The 21,033-nt window shown below is 64.4% G+C and carries 20 protein-coding genes; 9 read left to right on the top strand and 11 right to left on the bottom strand.

What is annotated here, in order from left to right:
• Positions 1–41: 41 nt before the first annotated feature.
• From NU688_RS19935 to NU688_RS19980, 10 genes are all read right to left on the bottom strand, one after another.
• Positions 42–701 (bottom strand): cytochrome c, encoded by a 660-nt coding sequence (locus NU688_RS19935; RefSeq protein ID WP_257862539.1) that lies wholly within the window; start codon positions 699–701, stop codon positions 42–44.
• Positions 702–763: 62 nt separating this feature from the next.
• The gene (locus tag NU688_RS19940; protein ID WP_257862540.1) at positions 764–1,180 is read right to left on the bottom strand and encodes a hypothetical protein; all 417 of its coding nucleotides are present in this window, start codon (positions 1,178–1,180) and stop codon (positions 764–766) included.
• A 58-nt stretch (positions 1,181–1,238) separates the two neighbouring features.
• Complete coding sequence (locus NU688_RS19945) at positions 1,239–2,051, bottom strand: methyltransferase, TIGR04325 family (RefSeq protein WP_257862541.1); 813 nt, start codon at positions 2,049–2,051, stop codon at positions 1,239–1,241.
• A gap of 49 nt (positions 2,052–2,100) precedes the next feature.
• Complete coding sequence (locus NU688_RS19950; protein WP_257862542.1) at positions 2,101–2,475, bottom strand: copper-binding protein; 375 nt, start codon at positions 2,473–2,475, stop codon at positions 2,101–2,103.
• Between the two features lie 75 nt (positions 2,476–2,550).
• Positions 2,551–3,042: a cupredoxin family protein gene (locus tag NU688_RS19955; RefSeq protein WP_257862543.1), complete on the bottom strand. Its 492-nt coding sequence runs from the start codon at positions 3,040–3,042 to the stop codon at positions 2,551–2,553.
• 44 nt (positions 3,043–3,086) lie between these two features.
• The gene (locus NU688_RS19960; protein ID WP_257862544.1) at positions 3,087–4,502 is read right to left on the bottom strand and encodes a multicopper oxidase family protein; all 1,416 of its coding nucleotides are present in this window, start codon (positions 4,500–4,502) and stop codon (positions 3,087–3,089) included.
• Positions 4,503–4,537: 35 nt separating this feature from the next.
• On the bottom strand, positions 4,538–5,962 hold the full coding sequence (locus NU688_RS19965) for a TolC family protein (RefSeq protein WP_257862545.1): 1,425 nt from the start codon (positions 5,960–5,962) through the stop codon (positions 4,538–4,540).
• Complete coding sequence (locus tag NU688_RS19970; protein ID WP_257862546.1) at positions 5,959–6,330, bottom strand: hypothetical protein; 372 nt, start codon at positions 6,328–6,330, stop codon at positions 5,959–5,961. The genes NU688_RS19965 and NU688_RS19970 overlap by 4 nt, the downstream gene beginning before the upstream one ends.
• A 116-nt stretch (positions 6,331–6,446) precedes the next feature.
• Entirely contained in the window at positions 6,447–6,872 is a 426-nt protein-coding gene (locus NU688_RS19975) for a hypothetical protein (protein ID WP_257862547.1), read from the bottom strand.
• Positions 6,873–6,939: 67 nt separating this feature from the next.
• Positions 6,940–7,335 (bottom strand): hypothetical protein, encoded by a 396-nt coding sequence (locus NU688_RS19980; protein WP_257862548.1) that lies wholly within the window; start codon positions 7,333–7,335, stop codon positions 6,940–6,942.
• Between the two features lie 191 nt (positions 7,336–7,526).
• Here NU688_RS19980 and NU688_RS19985 point away from each other — a divergent pair, with 191 nt between their 5' ends.
• Together NU688_RS19985 and NU688_RS19990 are read left to right on the top strand one after the other, a co-directional pair.
• Positions 7,527–8,210 carry a heavy metal response regulator transcription factor gene (locus NU688_RS19985; protein ID WP_257862549.1) on the top strand — a complete coding sequence of 228 codons (684 nt, stop codon included), beginning with the start codon at positions 7,527–7,529 and terminating at the stop codon, positions 8,208–8,210.
• Complete coding sequence (locus NU688_RS19990; RefSeq protein ID WP_257862550.1) at positions 8,207–9,625, top strand: heavy metal sensor histidine kinase; 1,419 nt, start codon at positions 8,207–8,209, stop codon at positions 9,623–9,625. Before NU688_RS19985 ends, NU688_RS19990 begins: the two co-directional genes overlap by 4 nt.
• Positions 9,626–9,669: 44 nt before the next feature.
• On the opposite strand, the gene NU688_RS19995 is transcribed toward NU688_RS19990, so the two are convergent.
• Positions 9,670–11,313 (bottom strand): Fic family protein, encoded by a 1,644-nt coding sequence (locus NU688_RS19995; protein ID WP_257862551.1) that lies wholly within the window; start codon positions 11,311–11,313, stop codon positions 9,670–9,672.
• A 208-nt stretch (positions 11,314–11,521) separates the two neighbouring features.
• On the opposite strand from NU688_RS19995, the gene NU688_RS20000 reads away from it, so the two are divergent.
• From NU688_RS20000 to NU688_RS20030, 7 genes are all read left to right on the top strand, one after another.
• Entirely contained in the window at positions 11,522–12,784 is a 1,263-nt protein-coding gene (locus tag NU688_RS20000) for a type II restriction endonuclease (RefSeq protein ID WP_257862552.1), read from the top strand.
• A gap of 255 nt (positions 12,785–13,039) precedes the next feature.
• Positions 13,040–13,489, top strand: a complete 450-nt coding sequence (locus NU688_RS20005; protein WP_257862553.1) for a hypothetical protein — start codon at positions 13,040–13,042, stop codon at positions 13,487–13,489.
• Between the two features lie 281 nt (positions 13,490–13,770).
• A complete protein-coding gene (locus tag NU688_RS20010; RefSeq protein ID WP_257862554.1) occupies positions 13,771–14,223 on the top strand; it encodes a hypothetical protein in 453 nt (150 codons plus the stop codon).
• A 135-nt stretch (positions 14,224–14,358) separates the two neighbouring features.
• Positions 14,359–15,723: a TolC family protein gene (locus tag NU688_RS20015; RefSeq protein ID WP_257862555.1), complete on the top strand. Its 1,365-nt coding sequence runs from the start codon at positions 14,359–14,361 to the stop codon at positions 15,721–15,723.
• Positions 15,720–17,444: an efflux RND transporter periplasmic adaptor subunit gene (locus NU688_RS20020; protein ID WP_257862556.1), complete on the top strand. Its 1,725-nt coding sequence runs from the start codon at positions 15,720–15,722 to the stop codon at positions 17,442–17,444. Before NU688_RS20015 ends, NU688_RS20020 begins: the two co-directional genes overlap by 4 nt.
• Complete coding sequence (locus NU688_RS20025) at positions 17,441–20,620, top strand: efflux RND transporter permease subunit (protein ID WP_257862557.1); 3,180 nt, start codon at positions 17,441–17,443, stop codon at positions 20,618–20,620. Before NU688_RS20020 ends, NU688_RS20025 begins: the two co-directional genes overlap by 4 nt.
• Positions 20,607–21,011, top strand: a complete 405-nt coding sequence (locus NU688_RS20030) for a hypothetical protein (protein ID WP_257862558.1) — start codon at positions 20,607–20,609, stop codon at positions 21,009–21,011. The genes NU688_RS20025 and NU688_RS20030 overlap by 14 nt, the downstream gene beginning before the upstream one ends.
• Positions 21,012–21,033 lie beyond the last annotated feature (22 nt).

The raw sequence follows: 21,033 nt of genomic DNA on the forward strand, positions 1-21,033 counted from the left end.
TGAATCGACCGCATGGTGATTTCAGGCAGGTTGCCGGAGGCTCAGTGCAGGCCCGCGATGTAGTCGGAAACGGCCTTGATTTCGCGATCATTGAGCTTCGCTGCAACGCCACTCATCGGCACGCTGTTGAGTCGCCCCCCATCGCGAAATGCAGTCAGCTGCGCCGCGATGTATTCGGCGTGTTGTCCGCCCAGTCGGGGGTACTGAATCGGGATGCCCGCGCCGTTGGGGCTGTGGCAGCCCGCGCAGGCCGGCACACTGCGGTCTCCAATGCCGCCACGGTAGATCTTCTCGCCTAGCGCCACGAGATCCTTCTCCTTTGCAAACCCGGGTTTGATAGGTTTGGAGCCCAGGAACCAGGCAACATCGCGCATTTCCTGCTCGGACAGCATCGCGGCCATGCCGCTCATGACTGCGCTTTTTCTCTTGCCGGATTTGAACTCCTGCAACTGCTTGAGCAGGTACTCGGGATGCTGCTGAGCCAGCTTGGGGTTGGCGGGGATGGCGGAGTTGCCGTCCGCCATGTGACACGCGGCGCACGACTTGCCATTGAAGATAGCTTCGCCGTTCGCAATGTCGGGTTTCGCCGATTTGGCGGGGGCTCTTTCGGTTGGCACCGGTGCGGCAGGATCGGCAGCGAAAGAGAAGCCGGAGGAAAATCCACCGAGAGCGGCTAGCAAAAGAGGCACGAACAATTTCATGGAATTCTTAGGTTTGTGGGTGGGCTGGCTGCAAAGATGGCGGGGATCGTGTGGAGGCCGCGTCAGTCGCGCGGTGCTCGTGCATGCGACAACACGTGAACGGGTGTGCCGCACCTGACGACGTTGGTCGAGACGGTGTCGCCCAACTCGACGGATGTCGCGGGATCCAGCATCACGATGTGCGCGTGGCGCTGGCCCGTGGAACGATCGAGCAGGATGGCAAAACGCTGTACTGCAAGTTCGTCGGCGCTGGCCGTCTTCCTGCAATCCGTGCGCCCACCGCGCTGAATCTCGTTCGCGCGGCCGATTTCGACAATCTCGCCTGTACGCCAGCCGTCCTGAAAATCGCGGTGCTGCCGGTAGAAATCGGCGCAGCCCGTCAGACCGGCGGAGATCGCCACAACGAGAATCCCGCTCGCAACAGCATGCGCCATCACGACGGTGCGATGCCTCGTCTTCTTCGTGTCGACGGCAGGCAACGTAGATCCCGATCCGCCAGGACTGACCAGGGCGCATCGACGCTTTGGCTTGCGTCGCTCAGATGGCAAAGTAAAGGCCACTGAACGCGGGAATGCAGCGCTCTGAAAACCCCGGCAGGTATATCGAGCGCTCAGGAACCTGCCATTGGTCGCGCAGGGTGTAGCCCAGCGCTTCGATCTCCTTGATGAAGCGCTGGCGGTTGTAGACGTGCATCGGCGCAAAGCAGCCAGCGCCGATGTTCTGTGCCGTGACGTAGTCCTCGCCGTCGTACAGCGGAAGCTTGTTCAGCAGGACATGCCGTGGCCGCGTGTCGCACTGTTGAAGCAGATCACCGGGACGCGAATTCTCGACATAGTGCAGGGCGCCGGCAGACAGCCAGATGTCGTTGCCGTGCAGCGCCTGCGATAGATCCTCGGCGAAGCTCAGTCCAGTGGCCTCGGCCTGGCTGGCTATTTTTCGCCCGATGGCCGTGATCGCAGGCACTTCGACGACGCGCCAGGACAGGCCCTGCGGCATCTCGAAATAGCGGCGATAGGCGTAGAAGTGAACTCCCACCGAGCCACCGATGTCGAGCAACTTGGTGGCACCGTCTCTGAACGCGCGTTCGAGCCACCACATCACGGGGGAGTCGTACGCAAACACCTTCTTCGTGCGGACATTCACGTACTCTTCCGCCAGGGCTGTGTGGTCGAATTCCGGACTGTCAGGCAGCCAATCCCGGGCTTCGGAAAAGTTCTTGAACAGACCGAAGTAGCTGCCGAACCCGGCCTCGGAAAAGAACTGCTGGCGTCGCCAGCGCTGCAACGCTGGCCGGGTGACCGGTCCCTCCAGGATCTGCCGAACGACTTGCGAAGCACTTGAGTAAGCCATTCCTTCCTCCATCCTTTCGATAGTCGCCGCCCGTTTATTTTTTACGCGCTCAGCGGGCTGATTCGATCTTCGTGACGACGATCTTGCCGTCGATCTTTTCCGCCTGGAAACGGATCTTGGCGCCAGTCTCGAGCTTGTCGAGCATGGCGTCGTCCTTGACCCCGAACACCATCGTCATGCCGGGCATGTCGAGGTTCTTGAGCGGGCCGTGCTTGATCGTGAGCTTCTTGTTGTCCTTGTCCACCTTGCGGATCTCGCCTTCGCTGAGATCCGAGGCTGCGGCCGCATCCGAGCCGCCGGCCGCTGGTGCCTTCTCGGACATACCCGGCATGTCCGCCGTGGGTTTGGAGGTTTGCGCGTTGGCCGCGCCAGCGAACGAGAGTGCGGCAACGAATGCCAAGAGTGCGATGCGGGTGTTGGTCATGAGAATCTCCTGAGATATGAATGAATTTGGAATCCCGCCGCGTTCCGATAGAAGCCCGCGGCGGGAGTGTCTTGCTTACTTCCCGGTCTTGGTCACGTTCACGGCGCCCTTCATGCCGGCGTCGTAGTGGCCGGGCTGCAGGCACGCGAAGTCGACCTTGCCGGCCTTGGTGAATTGCCAGACGATCTCGCCGCTCTTGCCCGCAGCCAGCGTCACCATGTTCGGATCGGAGTGCTCCATCTCCGGGTTCTTCTTCATGACTTCGTAGTGCTCCTTGAGCTCCTTCTCGGTCCCGATCACGAGCTCGTGCTTGAGTTGGCCGGAGTTCTTGATGACGAAGCGCACGGTCTCGCCTTGCTTGACACTGATGTCGGCCGGCGTGAAGCGCATGCTGTCGGCCATGTCGACATTGATCGTGCGGGTGGTCTTAGTGGCCACGCCGGGCTTGCCGATCGCCTCGTCGGCATCGTGGCCGTGACCACCGGCGTGGGTGCCAGATGCCGAAGCGCCCGCGGCGGCCAAGGCCAGGAGTGCTGCGAGAGCGGTCTTGCGGAAGGTGTGTTTCATGGGTTTCCTTTGAGAGTTGGAGGTTGGAACGGAGGGGGAAAGATTCAGTGGCCGGAATGGCCGCTAACGGGCTTGCGAATCTGTACTTCGATGTTCTTGGCCGGCATGTTTTGTGCGGGCATCGCCGCCGCGCCGGCGCCACGCTGGCGCGAGGTCTCCGGCACCGGGCCGTCCAGCTCGTAGGCCACGGTGCCCTTGGGATGCTTGAACCAGCCAGGGTTGGAGTAGTCGCCGGCCTTCTGGTTTTTGCGTACCTTGACCATGCTGAACATGCCGCCCATTTCGACCGAGCCGAACGGGCCTTCGCCGGTCATCATTCGCGCGGTGTTGTCGGGGATCGGCATCTCCATCTCGGCCATGTCGGCCATGCCGCGCTCGCCCATGACCATGTAGTCCGGCACCAGGTTTGAGATCTGCTTGGCCACGTCCTTGTGGTCCAGACCGATCATGGTTGGCACCTCGTGGCCCATCGCGTTCATGGTGTGGTGGCTCTTGTGGCAATGGAAGGCCCAGTCGCCTTCCTCGTCGGCCAGGAATTCGATCTGGCGCATCTGGCCAACCGCCACGTCGGTGGTCACCTCGTACTGGCGCGAAGACTTGGGCGTCGGGCCGCCATCGGTGCCCGTGACCAGGAACTCGTGCCCGTGCAAGTGCATCGGGTGGTTCGTCATCGTCAGGTTGCCAATGCGGATGCGCACCTTGTCGTTGAGCCGGACGTTGAGCGAGTCGATGCCGGGGAAGATCCGGCTGTTCCAGGACCAGAGGTTGAAGTCCAGCATCGTCATGATCTTGGGCGTCGCGCTGCCGGGCTCGACGTCGTAGGCGTTGAGCAGGAACACGAAGTCGCGGTCGACCTTCTCGATCAATGGATGCTCTGCCTTGGGGTGCGTCACCCAGAAGCCCATCATTCCCATCGCCATCTGCGTCATCTCGTCCGCATGTGGGTGGTACATGAAGGTGCCGGGGCGGCGCGCCACGAATTCGTAGACGAAGGTCTTGCCCGGGCGAATCGGCGGCTGGTTCAAGCCCGCAACGCCGTCCATGCCGTTGGGCAGGCGCTGGCCGTGCCAATGCACGCTCGTGTGCTCTGGCAGCTTGTTGGTCACGAAGATCCGCACACGGTCGCCTTCCACCACTTCGATGGTCGGGCCGGGCGACTGCCCGTTGTATCCCCACAGGTTGGCCTTGAAGCCCGGTGCCATCTCGCGCACCACGGGCTCGGCCACCAGGTGGAACTCCTTGACGCCGTTGTTCATGCGCCAGGGCAAGGTCCAGCCATTGAGTGTGACCACGGGGTTGTAGGGGCGCCCGCTCGAAGGCATCAGCGGCGGCATGGTGTTGGGCGTGGTCTGGAGCACAGGCTCGGGCAAGGCGGCCATTGCTACCTTGCTCACGCTGGCCGCGGCGATGGCGCCAGTGATGGCACCGGCGCCGCTCAGGAAATTGCGTCTGTTTGTCATGTCGTTCAATTCGGTTGGAGAGCGCAGAAGTGCGCTCAGTGGGCCGCGCCAGCAGAGGCGCTTTCGCCGCCGGAGCCACCCATGGCAGCCCCCATGGCGGTCGGCTTGCCCATCACCGAAGCCGCGAGGGCGGCGTCGGCCAGCCAGAACTGCTGCTGGGCATTGATCGCGTTGGTCACGCTGGAGATCTGGTCGCGCGCCTCGGCCAACAGCTCGAAAACGCCAATCAGCATGCCGTTGTAGCGAAGGACGTTCTCGTCGGCCATCGCCTGGCGCAACGGGACGATTTCGTCGCGGTAGTGCCTCGCGATGTCGTAGGCCGTGCGGTAAGCCGAGTAGCCCTCTCGCAGCTGCGAAGAGGCGCCGCGCACGGTGGCGTCGTAGCGGTTGGCCGCGGCCAGCGACTGCGCGTTCAACATGTCGCGCTGCGCCGACCCCCAGTCGAACAGCGGCAAGCGGATGTCGAGCTCGAAGCCTCGACGGGTGCTCTTGGTGTTTTCCGCGTTGTCGAACACCGTGTCACGCCGACCGCCCACCTCGACGTCGATGAAGGTCGACAGCAGGTTGATGCCTTGCGATTTGCCCGCCACATCCAGCTGGGCACGTGCGAGTTGGACATCCAGGCGCTGCTCAGTCGCGGTCGCCGCGACTTCCTTCGCCTCTCGAGGGGCCTTGGGCAGGTCAGGCAAACGTTCGGGCAAAGTCAACTTGGTGGCTTGCTCATCGTTCAACCCCAGGACACGAATCAACTCTTCGCGCGCAGCGGTGGTGGCGTGCTGTGCCGAGGCGAGTTGGGTCGTCGCGTCGGCATAGAAAACCTGCTGGCGTGCACGTTGCAGCTTGGAGAAATTCCCAATGAGCTGCATCCGGCGCGCGAGCTCGGCGCTGGCCTGGGCCGACTTATTGACCTGCTCGGCGTACTTCAGCGTCTGTTGTGCGGCGACCGCACGGACCCAGGCCTGCTTGACCTGCGTGACCTGGTCGACCACGGCGCCGGTCAGTTGGACTTTGGCCTGGGCGGCCTGGCTCCTGGAGATCGACAGACGTTGCGGCAGCAGAATCAGGTCCACCAGTCCGAAAGACAGCAGGCGCTCGAGCTCGAGCTCGCTGTTCAGGCGCGTGCGTGCGAACGAGAGGATCGGGTTCGGCAGCCTGCTGCTCTGGTTGGTCGCGGCGATGTCGCCCCAGCTCTGGGCGATCAGGGCCTGGACGGATGGGCTGTTGGCCAGCGCGAGCTGCACCGCGTCACTCTGCGACAGCGGTTTGGCGAGCAGTTCCTGCGACAGTGCGGCGCGGCGGTCACGCTGCTCCTGGGTCCGGCTGAGTTCGAGCTTCCCGCCGGTGAACTGCTGGGCATTGGTATTTGTGTCGCTCAGGGCGTCGTCGATGCTGACGGATGCGCATCCGGCGAGGACAGCCGTCGCGACGGCAACGGCCGTCAAACGAAGGGCGCGCTTCATGGCTTCTCCTTCTTCGCAGGCATGGGCATCGAATGGCCTGGCTGCGCGGCAGGCGCAGCGGCTGCGCCCTTGGGCGATTCGGCCTCGGCTGCACTGGAGCCTGACGCCTCTTTGGCGTAGGCCTGCCAGCCACCGCGGCGGTAGACCGTCTCGTTGGCTTCTTTCCAGGGGATGGGCTTTTCGTCGGCAAAGGGCTGATAGCCCTCGAGCGCGGACTTGTAGGTCAGGACGGTGGGCGCCGCAGCCTCAGCGGATTTCGCGGGCGCGGGTTGAGCCACCGCAACAGCGGCACTCAGGGTCGCCAAAGCGGCGAACGCAGCCAAGGCGGGAAAAGCTGCCAACCAACGGGTCGGCGATGAATGGAACATGGAGTCCTCGCAAGTTCATGAACGGAGTACGTCAGAGCTGCCCGAAAAGGCATGACGCAGGCGATGCATGAGCGTTCGCGGCGGCCCGTGACGAGAGTCACAGGCGCACGAACGCGTTAAGCGCGAGGAGGTTTGTCGAGAACGCGCGGAGCGAGCGTGGCCACCGTGATGGCTGGCTCCGCCAGATCGGCTTTTGGAAGGTCGTGGAAGACGGCCACGTCCATCGTGCTGGTCAGCGCCGTGGCATGGCATGCGCCGCAGGTACCGCACTTGTGCATCGCATCAGGCTCGGCATTCGCTGTCTTGGCGGTGCTGTCCTTTGCGGGAGGCTTGGCAGCCTGTGCCGCCTTGTGCTCGTGATCGCCGTGCCCGTCCGCATGAGGGTGCCGGGCATGGTCGTGCGCGCCGGGCTGTGCAAGCGACACTTCGGCCGCCGCACCGGCGTGACCAGGTCCGCAAAAGACCATGGCTGCCGCCGCGTACCCCTGGAAGGGCACGGCGAACATCATGATCCAAAGGACGAACAGGCGAACCCGGTGCATGCGGCGAATTCTAAGTCGAGCAGTATGTCAGGAGGCCTGTATGGACATCCAGTTTTGTGCGCAACCCTCAGGGCTGCGCTTGTGCGCGAGCCTTGCTCGCATCACCTCTGGGCGCTGGCAGGGGCGCACCGAGCCTTGCTGCTGCATCCCAGTTGGGCTGCTTCTGCGCGGCTTCCAGTTCGGCCACCACTTCAGCGCGCGACTTGGCGGCTCCGACCTTGGGCGTACTCATCGACCCCCAGCGCAGCATGCTGGCCCCGGCAGGGGTTTTCTGCGCGTCCGCGAGTTCAGCTGATACCTGAGCCTGGGATTTGGCCTGTCCCGCCTCACCTGGGTGGTAGACCACGCCGGCTTCGTTGGGCGCAAAGTGGGACGGCCCTTCCGCGTAGGCTGCAAACGGCGCAACGAATGCAGCGCCTGCACCCACGGCAAGTGCGAGCGAGAGGATTTGACGGTTCTTCATGATAGGTCTCCTTTAACGGATTGCGCGATGCCGCGAGCTGCACTGAACGCGTCGGCATCGACCATCGAGCCGGCGATGCCAGTCATCTAACTGGCATGCACTCACTCTAGGAAGCCAGTCCGCCAATCACCCACCACCTGGATTACAAAGAAGTAATCCCCGCGTGCGACCTCGCGCCGTAGCATTCGACGATGCGAATCCTGGTTATCGAAGACGAACACAAGCTGGGCGACTATCTCGTGAAGGGACTCTCCGAGAGTGGCTTCGTGGTTGATCTCGCGCGCACGGGCATCGAGGGGCGCAGTCTCGCGCTCGACGGAGACTACGACCTGCTGGTCCTCGACGTGATGCTGCCGGGCATCGATGGCTTTGCGGTGTTGGACGCCGTGCGCAAGTCCAAGTCGATGCCGGTGTTGATGTTGACGGCTCGCGACGAAGTGACCGATCGGGTGCGCGGACTTCAAAGCGGCGCGGACGACTATCTTTCCAAGCCGTTCGCCTTCTCCGAGTTGCTCGCCCGAATCCAGGCACTCCTGCGCCGCGGCAAGCTGCACGAGGTATCGAACTACGTGCTCAAGGATCTGAGTCTCGATGTGGTCGCGCGCAAGGCTTTGCGCAACGGGCAGCGGCTCGAACTCACCGCCAAAGAGTTCGCGCTGCTGACCCTGCTCATGCGCCGGCAAGGCAACGTGCTGTCGCGCACCCAGTTGGCCGAACAGGTCTGGGACATCAATTTCGACAGCGACACCAACTTGGTGGAGGTGGCCATCCGGCGACTGCGCAGCAAGATCGATGATCCTTTTGAAGAGAAGCTGCTGCACACGGTGCGCGGCATGGGATACGTGCTGGAGAGCAGGCAAGGCGGCGCGCCGTGAGTGCCGCCAAGACCGCCGCTGAAGGACTGGGTCCGACCACCGACGTCATGGCAGTCACGCCAGAGGGACGTGCGCAGGCCGTCACCGCGCATGCGCAGGGCACAGGGTCCATCCAGGCCGCGCTGTCGCGCTGGTTTGCAGCCCAGGCCTTGGTCGGTCTCAGTTTGGTGTGCGTGGCGATCTACGCCGTTACCGCTTGGAGCTTTCAGGTCAAGCAGACCAGCGAATTCGAGCGCCAGTCCGAGTTGATCAGGCACCTGATTCAGGAATCACGCGATGACCCGGGGCGCGAAGGGCTGCGCCACAAGCTGGACGACTTCTTCTCGACCCATGCGGAGATCAGTCTCGTGCTGCGCCGCGGCAACGAGATCATCTATTCGTCCGCGCCGGCTCGGACCTCGGGGCGCTGGGTGTGGATGCCGACGCAGGAGCAGCCGACGCCGTCGGGCGATGCCGCGATGCATCTGCAGCTTGGCATCGACGTCCAGGAGGACGCCAAGATCCTAGCCCGACTGGCCTGGACGCTCGTGGGCGCTGTCGTCCTCGGCTCGGCGGTCATCTCGCTGACCGGCGCCTTGCTGGTGCATCGGGGGATGCAACCATTGAAGAATCTTGTTCGGCAGACTGCCGCGACCGGGCCAGAGCATCCGGGGCGACGCATCGATCCCGCCCCGTATGCCTCCGAGATCACGCCGTGGGTGGCGCAGTTCAATGCGGTGCTCGATCGCGCCGAACAGGCCTATCAGCAGCTGGAATCCTTCAACGCGGATGTGGCGCATGAACTGCGTACGCCATTGGCCAACCTGATCGGGATGGTCGAAGTCGAGTTGGCCCGGCCCCGATCGATCGAGGAACTGCGAGACGCCTTGCTGTCGGCGCTGGAAGAGGCGAGACGGGTCTCCGCGATCGTGATCGACATGCTCTTCCTGTCGAAGGCGGACCGCGGCACCGTGGCGCGTCGATCGGCACCCGTCAGTCTGGCCGACCAGGTGCGCACAGTGCTGGATTTTCACGAAGCCATGCTGGAAGATTCAGGCCTGAAGGTCCATGTGAGCGGCGATGCGCATATCGGCATCGATGCAGGGCTGGTGCGACGGGCGCTGTCGAACCTGCTGAGCAACGCGAGCCGGTATGCGGCGCCAGGCTCGACCATCGCGGTCGTGATCGACACGCAGCCCGACGGTGTTTGGGTCAAGGTCGCCAACCGGGGCGAGCCTGTCCCCGCCGACGTGCTGCCCAATCTTTTCAAACGCTTCTTCCGGGCGGAGCGCTCCCGCACCGACTCGTCAGACCACCATGGGCTGGGCCTGGCGATCGTCGCCGCGATCGCGCGCATGCACGGCGGGCAGACCCGCGCCACCTCCCGATCGGGCGTCACCGAAATCAGCTTCTCTCTGAGGTTGCCCGAAAGCTGATTCGACCTGGGCCGCGCGCCGCTTTGACGCGCCATCCGCAGCCCTCAACCGCGCGGGCGTTGCGGATCGTCTTCTTCGATGTCAGCGTCCAATGCGCCATCGTCGTGCAGCGGGTCGGCCTGCGCGTCCCTTGCCGCATCCAGACTCTGGGCGACGAACGACGCAAACGGCTTGATGTCACCCTGGCCGCTTGCCGCATTCAGCGCCGCCATGTACCGATCGCGATCCTCGAGGCGCAGTACTGTCCAGGGAAAGCCGCCCGAGGCCAGCATCGTGTTCATGATGAAGCGCCCGAGCCGGCCATTGCCGTCCATGTACGGGTGAATGAAGACGAACATGAAGTGACCCAGCACCGCGCGCACCGCGGCCGAGCGTTCGTCGCGCAGCAGTTCGAAGAGCACGGGCATCATCTCGCGCACGGCTTCGCGCGGCGGTGGCACATGTTGCGCGTTGCGAATGTAGACCTGATGCCCGCGGTAGCCCGCCAGGTCCGTCGCCGCCAGAAGCCCAGCGGTAACGCTGGGCGCGAACATCGCGCGAAACCAGACGCCATGATCGCCCTTGAGGACATCACCGGCGTTTGCGCCGCTGAAGATCTTCCGGATGGACACCTTGACCTCGTTGTGCGCCAGCCAGTAGCCGTGCGCCGCCATCGCATCTCTGGACTGCCGGTCCTGCTCGTGGATGTCCTCGTTCCAATCCCCGCCCGCCACGCGACGGATCAGTTCCGGCGTGACTCTGTAGCCTTCGATGGACAGCGAATGGTAGGCATCGGTGACATAGACATCTTCGACCGCCTGCATGAATGCGTCGACGTCGCCCGGCGACCCGGGCTCCTGCTGCGGGAAGTCACCCATCACGTCGTCGCGCATCGAAGCCCACATGAGTCGCAGTCTGGAGACATAGGGAGACTCGATGCGGTCGCCCGGGACAATCCTCGGCGGGATCTCGAACGGATTGAATTCAGTGACCTGGTTGCCCAAAGCGCGCATGAATCCCAGGATGTCGTCCGCGATCGCACCTCGGCCCACCGCCCGGAACGCGCCGGCAAGCCGCCCGGCGATCGTGCTGTGGTTGCCCTCGGCGAGCAGCCGGCTGAGTTCCGATGCATCGCTGATGGACAGCAGCGCGACCTGCGCGTCCTGGGCGGAAGCCCTGAAGAAGTTCTCCGGCGCCTTCAAGAGAGCTTGGGCCAGCGTCATCGTGCGGATGTTTCCGACGCTGTCGCGTCGGTCGAGCCCAGGAAAGTCTCTCGCCTGATAGTCCATCAGCGAGAACCCGTTCGGCAAGTCCAACACGCCGTTCTTGCCCAGTGGCGAGTGAATGACAACCTGTTGGGGTAGCAAGGTCGTGCCGGCGTGCAGTTTCAGCGAGTACTCCGCCGATACGCACCAGTCGGCGCCGAACCTGGCGTTGCAATAGGCGGCAATGAAGTCCTTCATTCCAGCAATCCAGGGCGTCGTGTCGCCGGCCTTGGCCGAAGGGCTGGCGGACATGTACCAGCCCTGGATCACCGGCTGGAGATACCTCGCGGCGAGCAGCGCCTCGCGGTCGGTGCGGGAAAACTGGCTCGTGTTGAACACGCCATGGCCCTGCGCCTGAAGCACATGCAGCGCTTCCAGGGCCGTGGCCAACCGCCGCTGCGCAGGGGTGGCTTTACGCGAAACCGAGGTCGGATGGGTTGCCATGTTTCATGCTCGCACAGTCGGTGGGAGGGCCGATGACGCTCGATTGCTAGATTCTTATGCTCTTGAGTGCTAGATTTGATTGTATATTGATTGCTAGATTAAGTTGCTTCTCGAGTGCCAGAGATTTATGAGAAGGCGTCGCACCTGATTTCGGCGCCCCGTGCTTCAATCGCAGCGTCGCGCCATGCGCCCCCATCTCATCCTGTCCATGTCCATCGGTCTTGAAGTTCTCATCGGTCACTGGAAGACCGATCCATTGAGCACCTACAACTCGTGGTTTCTGTGGGAAGAGAGGCTGAAAAACTTCCGATCCATCCGCCGCGGCTTGGCCCAGGTGGTCAAGGACATCGACGCCGGCACTTTCGGCAGCGCGTTTCGCGGCTCCTCGCTCGAAACCGTCGTGGGCTCTGTGGCGGAGCAGCGCCAGATCTTCAAGGGCGCCGACCACGCGTTTCTCTGGAAGCCCAAGCTGCGCATCCCCGACATCTACGAGAATGCCGGGAATCAGCGTGCCTTCGCCCGGTTGCTGCACGCGTGCGATTGTTGCGACAACGCGGAGGACGTGGTCGAAGCCATCCGGCGGATCGACGCGCATCAGATCAAAGGTCTTGGCCCGGCCGTGGCGAACCTGCTGTACTTCGTTCACCCAACGATCGTGATGCCGTTCAACACAGCGATCGTGAAGGGCTACAACGCGGTCACGGGCAGCAACGTCAAGCTTGGCAAGTGGGACCACTACCTTTCCATGCGCGAGGGCTGCATCCGGCTGAACACACAGCACCGTCAACAGCTGTCCAACGACATGGGGGCGCTTGCCGGGCTCCTTTTCGACATTGGCTCCGGCCGCTACGCGCCGCCCCCGCGCGGCGACGATGCCGAGTCCATTCGAGGCTGGGAGGCCGATCTCGAGAAGGTTCGCGAAGAGTCGGCGGCCGCCCACAAGCGCTGGGCCGCGGAGCGTGAGAGCGACGCAACCCACACGGAAATCCAGGGATGGCTGCGCGACCTGGGCAAGTCGCTCGGCTACGGGGTCTGGATCGCCTCGAACGACCAGGGACGCAGCTATGCGGGCGGGCGGCTCGGTGACGGTTGCCTGACGCAGCTGCCTGCGGGAGCGCAGCCCGGCCTGGACTCGGTGCGCCTGATCGATGTGATCTGGGTGGAGGCCGACGGCTCGAAGATCGCGGCGGCTTTCGAGGTGGAGCACTCGACCTCTATCTACTCAGGCATCGTGAGGATGCTGGACCTCGCGCTTGGCACCGAGTTGGGTGCGGGGGTTTCGATGTTTCTGGTGGCACCCGATGCCCGGCGCGATGACGTGCGGCAGCAGCTGCGCCGACCGGCGTTCTCGCGCGTTGCCGAGCTAGGCATCCGGTACTTGCCCTACAGCGAACTCGGGACGCATCGCGAAGCGATCGGCCGGTTCGGCTCGGGCCTGAAGCCATTAAGCGAGATTTCTCACTTGCTGTGATCCATAGTCCTGCTTGCGCAGGTCTCGATCGTCTCTCGTTCCCAAGAATCTTGGCGCCCCAACCCGTGCCTGCTGCGCCTGCCGCCGGCACCTGAAAACCATGTGGATTCAACGCGTCCGGCAGATGACATAACTGTAATCTGCGTGTGCGGTAACGCGCGGACCCTCGGCCTAGAGTTGATGCATCGGAAAAAGAACAATCACGTAGTTGTTCATTTCCGGATTGCCAACCCTCTGATTGCCAAAGGATCGAACATGAAGACTTCCCTCAAGACCTCCCTCACGCTGGCGGCACTGCTTGGCGCAATCGCCGGTCCTGCACTGGCCGGCAACTATGCCGAAGGCGATCCTCGCCCGGTGCCTCTGACGTCGAGCACCAGCCGTGCGGCGGTGGCCACGGAAACGCAGCACTGGCTGCAGGGCTCGCTGGATCAGGGCTACCCTGAAGGCAACCCGCGTGCCGTCGTGAGTGTGTCCTCCAACACCCGGGCGGTAGTCCAAGCGGACACGCTGGCCTGGATGCGTTCGGGTCTGGCTGCGGCCACGAACGGCGAAGCGGGTGCAGACACGGCTCGCCCCGCCTACCGTCAAGCCGCTGCGGAGTACGCGCGCATTCGCGGTGAGCAGCCGGAGTTCGGCACCCCAGTGGAGCGCCTCTCCCAGCAGGGCCAACTGCCGGACGCACCCGCGACGGTTCGCCGCTGATCTGGGGCCGCCCGATACCGCGGGCGACGGGCTGCCAGAGATTTGAGCGTTGCCTACGACCCTCGCGCCCCTCGCAAGCCGGGCATATCGCCTCGGCTTGCCCCTTATCTTGCGTGACAGGCCTAGAATTCGTGGAACCATTTCGCAAGCACTGACTACATCAGCACCGTTTCACGCGTTCTTTCCATGGCCCTCAATGCAACCCTCTCCACACGGCCCGCCAACGCATCGTGCGTCGTGCTGGTGCTGGTGCTGGCGCCGGCGCTGCCAGGGGCGCAACGATGACGCGCGCAATTGTGAGGATGGTGGCCCGTGGCCTGATCGGCTTGCTACTGTTCTCTCAGTTGGCGATCGCCGCCTACGCCTGCCCGGCGCTCTCCGCGAGTCTGGCGGGTGACTCGTCCTCCGCGATGTCCATGTCGATGGCGCAGGGTGTTGTTGCAGCAACGGACGACACTCGTGGCCCAGCCATGCAAGGATCGCCGTGTGCGGACATGGTCGGCGCAACAGACACGGCTTCCGGCAATCTGTGTGCCGAGCACTGCAAGTACGGACAGCAAAGCGACCATGCTTCCACGCTGGCGGTCCCCGCAGTGTTGCTGTCGGTCCTCTACCCCATGACCCCCTGGGTGCCCGCGACGGCATCCCCGCCGCGTCCTGCGGCGGCGTCCTTGAGTGCACTGGTTGCGGCATCACCACCGCACGCCATCCTGCACTGCGTCTACAGAACTTGATCGCCTGACCGACATGCGCTGGCGGCCCGTTGAGGGCCGGTACGGCGCGTCGGTCGTGCCTTGCTGTGTTCGTCGAGTTTGCTCGGCGCGCCGGCGCGGCCCGACAACCTACTCGCAGGTTCGTCAGGAGATTCCATGTTCCCTACTTCTTTTCCGGCAGCGCCGATCATGCGATCCACGCGCCAACCCTTTCGCTCCGCCAGTCTTTGGGTCGTCGCGCTGACGCTCTGCGCGAGCGCCATCGGCCAGAGCGCTCATGCGCAGCAGACGCTCTCTCTCGACGCAGCGCTGCGGCTCGCCGAGGAGCGCTCGCGCCAACTCGTCGCGCAGGACGCGGCCGCCGGCGCCGCGCGCTCGATGGCCGTGGCCGCCGGGCAACTCCCCGACCCGGTGCTCAAGGCCGGCATCAGCAACCTGCCGGTCAACGGCAGCGACCGGTTCAGTCTCACGCGCGATTTCATGACCATGCGTTCGATCGGGGTGATGCAGGAGTTCACCCGCTCCGACAAGCGCCAGGCCCACGCGGCGCGCTTTGACCGGGAAGCCGAGGTCGCCGAAGCGGGCCGCGCCGTAGCCTTGGCCAACCTGCGGCGCGACACCGCGATCGCCTGGCTTGATCGCTATTACCAGGGGCGGATGCGAGAACTGCTGCAAACCCAACGCGCCGAGCTGAACCTGCAGATCGAGAGCGCCGACGCCGCCTACCGCGGTGGCCGCGGCACACAGGCCGATGTGTTCACGGCGCGCTCCGCATTGGCGCAACTGGACGACCGCATCCTTGCGCAGGAGCGCCAGATCGCCACGGCCCAGACGCGTCTGGCGCGCTGGGTCGGGCCGGGCACCCTCCAGCCCTCGATGGTGCTCCCGGATCTGGGCTCCGTGCGCCTGGACGCCCGCAATCTGGAGGCCCAGATCGGTGAGCACCCGCAGATCGCGCTGATGGAGCGGCAGGAAGCGGCGGCGCGCGCGGAAGCCGACGTCGCGCAAAGCAACAAGCGCTCCGACTGGAGTGTCGAGCTGATGTACAGCCAGCGGGGGGCAGCCTACTCGAACATGGTGTCGCTGAACCTGTCGATCCCGCTGCAGTTGGACCAGAAGAATCGCCAGGATCGGGAACTCGCGGCCAAGCTGGCGGCGGTCGAGCAACTGCAGGCCCAGCGTGAGGAAGCGACGCGAGAGAGTGCCGCCGAGGCGCTCTCATGGTTGCAGCAGTGGCAGAGCAACCGCAAACGGCTCGCCCTGTACGACAGCTCGCTCATTCCGCTCGCCGCCGACCGCAGGCAAGCAGTGCTGGCTGCCTACCGCGGCGGTGCGGGCACTTTGAGCGCCGCACTCGAGACACGACGCATGGAGATCGACACGCGCCTGGAACGCCTTCGCCTCGAGATGGAGACCGCTGCGCTCTGGGCCCAACTCGAGTTCCTGATCCCCGCCACCCATCTAGCGCTCGATACCGGCCCGTCTGCGGCCGCGGGCGAGACCAAGGAGCCGCAGAAATGAAAGCAAGACCTCTCGTCCTTGGACTGATCGCGGCAGCAGTCCTCGCTGCGGCAGCCTTCGGTGCTTACACCTTCGGGGTACAGCGCGGCAGGAACCTGGGACCATCGTCCGCCTCCTCCGGGGGCACGTCATCGATGGCCACACCGTCAGCGAGCACAACGGCTGCTCCTGCAGCCTCTCCCAACGAAACCGGCGAAGACGCAACACGGCGCCACATCGCAGCGGGCCTCAAGGCCGGTGACACCGACCCGAACAACGGCAAGAAGATCCTCTATTACCACGACCCCATGGTGCCCGGAAACAGGTTCGACAAGCCGGCCAAATCGCCCTTCATGGACATGATGATGTCGCCCGTCTACGCGGGTGGCGACGGCGACCAGAACAGTGTGACGGTGAGTGCGCGCGTGCAGCAGAACCTGGGCGTGCGAACCGCTGTGGTGTCCGAGGGCATCGTGTCGCCGCAAGTGACCACGGTCGGCAGCATCGCCTTCAACGAGCGCGACCAAGTCATCGTGCAGGCCCGGGCGACCGGGTACGTCGAACGCCTGAACGTGCGTGCCACGCTCGACCAAGTAAAAAAAGGCCAGCCACTCGCTGAGCTCTATGTCCCGGAATGGATCGCGGCACAGGAGGAGTTTCTGTCGGTGCAGCGCATGCGCGGCACTGACCTGGCCTCGCTGGTCGACGGCGCGCGCCAACGCATGCGCCAGGTCGGCATGAACGACGGGCAGATCGAACTCGTCACGCGCAGCGGCCGCACCCAGCCTCGCATCACGCTGGTCGCGCCCATCAGTGGTGTCGTCACGGAACTGGCCGCGCGCGAAGGCATGACGGTGAGTGCTGGCACCACGCTGTTTCGCATCAACGGCCTGGCCACCGTCTGGGCCAATGCCGAAGTTCCCGAGAGCCAGTCGGCCCTGGTGCGTCTGGGCGCCCGGGTGCAGGCCAGAACGCCTGCCGCGCCCGGCGAGACCTTTGACGGCAAGGTGCAGGCCATTCTTCCCGATGTGAATCCGGCGACGCGCACCCTGAAGGCTCGCCTGGAGCTGGCCAATCCGACAGGCAGGCTGGTGCCCGGCATGTTCGTGTCGATGCAGTTCACGGACATGCGTGCCGACAAGGCGCTGTTGATCCCGACCGAAGCCGTCGTCCAGACGGGCAAGCGCGCGGTTGTCATGCTGGCGGAGGACAACGGCCGGTTCCGGCCGGTCGACGTTGAAATCGGCCTCGAAACCGGCGGCCAGACCGAGATCAAGCGCGGGCTGCAGGCCGGCCAGCGTGTCGTGGTTTCCTCTCAGTTCCTGATCGACTCGGAGGCCAGCCTCAAGGGGGTCGAGGCGCGCCTGAATGCCGCGCCCGGCACCGCGGCGCCTGCGACGCCCGCTTCCGCCACGCCGGCTGCAGGGGTTCCAAGGCACGTGGGCGAAGGCAAGGTGGAAAGCATCACCAAGGACGCGATGACCTTCTCGCACGGCCCGATTCCGACGATGAAGTGGGGCGCAATGACCATGGAGTTCAAGCTGCCGCCCGGCGGCGCGCCAGGCAACCTGAAGCCCGGCGACCGCGCGAGCTTCGAGTTCTTCATCGACACGGACGACCTGCCGCAACTCACCCGGGTGACACCCATGGCAGGGGCTTCCGCGGCTGGCATCTCTGCGGACCCCAAGACCTCCTCAGCAGCTATGCCAGTGTCGCCCGCACCGTCGGGAAGCAAGCCATGATCGCTAAGCTCATTCGATGGTCCATCGCCAACCGCTTCCTGGTACTGCTGGCGACGCTGATGGTCAGCGCCTGGGGCGTGTATTCCGTCCTGCGCACCCCGCTAGACGCGCTGCCGGACCTCTCCGACGTGCAGGTGATCATCCGTACCACCTATCCCGGCCAGGCGCCGCGCATCGTCGAGAACCAGATCACCTACCCACTGACCACCACCATGCTGTCGGTGCCGGGGGCCAAGACGGTTCGCGGCTATTCCTTCTTCGGGGATTCGTTCGTCTATGTGCTGTTCGAGGACGGCACCGATCTGTACTGGGCACGCTCACGGGTGCTGGAATACCTGAACCAGGTGCAGTCGCGCCTGCCGGCGGCTGCCAAGGCTTCGCTCGGCCCCGACGCCACCGGCGTGGGGTGGATCTACCAGTACGCGCTGGTCGACCACGGGGGCACACAGGACGCCTCGCAGTTGCGCGCCTTGCAGGACTGGTTCCTCAAGTACGAACTGAAGACCGTGCCCAATGTGGCCGAGGTCGCCTCGATCGGTGGCATGGTGCGCCAGTACCAGGTCGTGCTCGATCCCGAGAAGCTCGCCGCCTACCGGATTCCGCACACCAAGGCGGTGGAGGCGATCCAGAAAGCCAACCAGGAAACCGGCGGCTCGGTGCTCGAGCTCGGCGAGGCGGAATACATGGTGCGCGCCTCGGGCTACCTCCAGGGCCTGGAGGATTTCCGCAAAATCCCGCTGATGACCACCGACGCCGGTGTGTCGGTGCGCCTGGGCGACGTCGCGCGCATCCAGGTCGGACCGGAGATGCGCCGAGGTATCGGCGAACTCGATGGCGAAGGCGAAGCTGTCGGTGGCGTGATCGTGATGCGCTCGGGCAAGAACGCGCTGGAGACCATCACCGCCGTCAAGGAAAAGCTCCAGACCCTGCAGGCCAGCCTGCCCAAAGGCGTGGAAATCGTGCCGACCTACGACCGGTCCAACCTGATCGAGCGAGCGGTGCGCAACCTGGGCTTCAAGCTGCTCGAGGAATTCATCGTCGTCGCGGTGGTGTGTTTCGTTTTCCTGTTCCACCTGCGCTCCGCGTTCGTCGCGATCGTCTCGTTGCCGATCGGCATCTTGGCGGCCTTCATCGTGATGCGCTACCAGGGCGTCAATGCCAACATCATGTCGCTCGGTGGCATCGCCATCGCCATCGGTGCGATGGTGGATGCCGCGGTGGTGATGATCGAAAACGCCCACAAGCACATCGAGAAGTGGAAGCACGATCACCCGGACCAGACGCTGCGCGGGGAAACCCACTGGCGCGTGATCGCAGACTCGGCCGCCGAGGTGGGCCCTGCGCTGTTCTTCTCGCTGCTCATCATCACGCTGTCCTTCATTCCCGTCTTCACGCTGGAAGCTCAGGAAGGGCGGATGTTCTCGCCGCTGGCCTTCACCAAGACCTACGCGATGGCCGCCGCAGCCGGACTCTCGGTGACGTTGATCCCGGTGCTGATGGGCTACCTGATCCGCGGCAGGATTCCCGATGAGAAGACCAACCCGTTGAACCGGCTGCTCATCGCTGTCTATCAGCCGCTGTTGAACGCGGTATTGCGCTGGCCCAAACTGACGCTGTCGGGTGCTGTGGTCGTGCTGGTGCTGAGTCTTTGGCCGTTGCAGCACATCGGCGGCGAGTTCATGCCGCGCCTGGACGAGGGCGACCTGCTCTACATGCCATCGGCATTGCCGGGACTGTCGGCGGGCAAGGCCGCTGAGTTGTTGCAACAGACCGACCGGCTGATCAAGATGGTTCCCGAGGTGGCGAGCGTCTACGGCAAGGCCGGGCGCGCGGAGTCGGCGACCGATCCGGCGCCGATGGAGATGTTCGAGACCACCATCCAGTTCAAGCCGCAGGACCAGTGGCGCGCCGGCATGACGCAGGACAAGCTGGTCGAAGAACTCGACCGCATCGTCAAGGTGCCTGGCCTGACCAACATCTGGGTGCCGCCGATCCGCAATCGGATCGACATGCTGGCGACGGGCATCAAGAGCCCGGTGGGCGTCAAGGTGGCAGGCACCGACCTGGCCACCATCGACCGCATCACCGGCGAGATCGAGCGCGTGCTCAAGAACGTACCGGGCGTATCAAGCGCCTTGGCCGAACGGCTCACCGGCGGCCGGTACGTGGACGTGAACATCAAGCGTGACGAGGCGGCGCGGTTCGGCATGAACATCGCCGATGTGCAATCGGTCATCGCCTCGGCGGTGGGCGGCGAGAACATCGGCGAGACGGTCGAAGGCCTGCAGCGTTTCCCGATCAACGTGCGCTACCCGCGCGAGATCCGCGGCTCGCTGGAGCAACTGCGCTCCCTTCCGGTCGTCACCGAGCGCGGCGCGCGGTTGGTGCTCTCCGACGTAGCGGACATCCGTGTCACCGACGGGCCACCGATGCTGCGCAGCGAGAACGCGCGGCTGTCCGGCTGGGTCTACGTGGACATTCGGGGTCGGGACCTGCGCTCGGCGGTGCAGGACATGCAGCGCATGGTTGCCAAGGAGGTGAAGCTGCCGCCGGGCTACGCGGTGTCATGGTCCGGTCAGTTCGAGTTCCTGGAGCGTGCCACAGCGAAATTGAAGGTCGTGGTGCCGTTCACGCTGCTCATCATCTTCGTGCTGCTGTATCTGACCTTCAAGCGCTTCGACGAGGCCTTGCTGATCATGGCGGCACTGCCGTTCGCACTGGTCGGCGGCATCTGGCTGCTCTACCTGCTCAGCTACAACCTTTCTGTCGCCGGCGCGGTCGGGTTCATCGCTCTCGCAGGGGTGTCGGCGGAGTTCGGTGTGATCATGCTGCTGTACCTGAAGCACGCCTGGGACGATCGCGTTACCGAGGGCAAGACAAGCACCGCTGACCTGCTGGACGCGATCCGCGAAGGCGCGGTGCTGCGCGTGCGACCCAAAGCCATGACGGTGGCCGTCATCCTGGCGGGCCTGTTCCCGATCATGTGGGGGACTGGCACCGGCTCGGAGGTGATGCAGCGAATTGCCGCGCCGATGGTGGGCGGGATGATCACGGCGCCGCTGCTGTCGATGTTCGTGATCCCCGCGGCGTACCTGCTGATGCGGCGGCCGCGCGAACCGCGTGACGCGCATGCACCTCGACGCGCGTTCTGGAGAAGAGGCCATGGCCCGACCTGAACGCCTGCAGCAACAACGCACACCTCTCGGCGTCGCGCTCCTGCTGTATCTGTGCCTGGCCTTGTTCGGCACGACGGCGCTCGCCTCGACGCCTGCGTCGCAGGAGGAGGGATGGGCGGAGCGCTCGATCGTTTCGGTCGCGACGGCGCCGGTCGCGTTTGCAGGCATGGACGCGACCCCAATGCCGGTGGCCATGGATGCCATGCCCTGCGCGCTGTGCTACAGCGCCCCGGCGCCGTCGCTGCACGGGATCAGTGATGAATGTCGTGAACATGTGGCAATGGCGTGGCCGGTGCATGTTTCGCCGGTACCTGAGGCGACTTATTTCGACCCTGGAGGTCGGCACGTACGGTTGCCGGTGCGCATCCTGTACTGCCGTTGGCTGGATTGATCGGCGACAGCGAGTGTCACAG

Origin of the sequence: Variovorax sp. ZS18.2.2 (assembly GCF_024701975.1) — a bacterium.
Lineage (GTDB): Bacteria > Pseudomonadota > Gammaproteobacteria > Burkholderiales > Burkholderiaceae_C > Variovorax.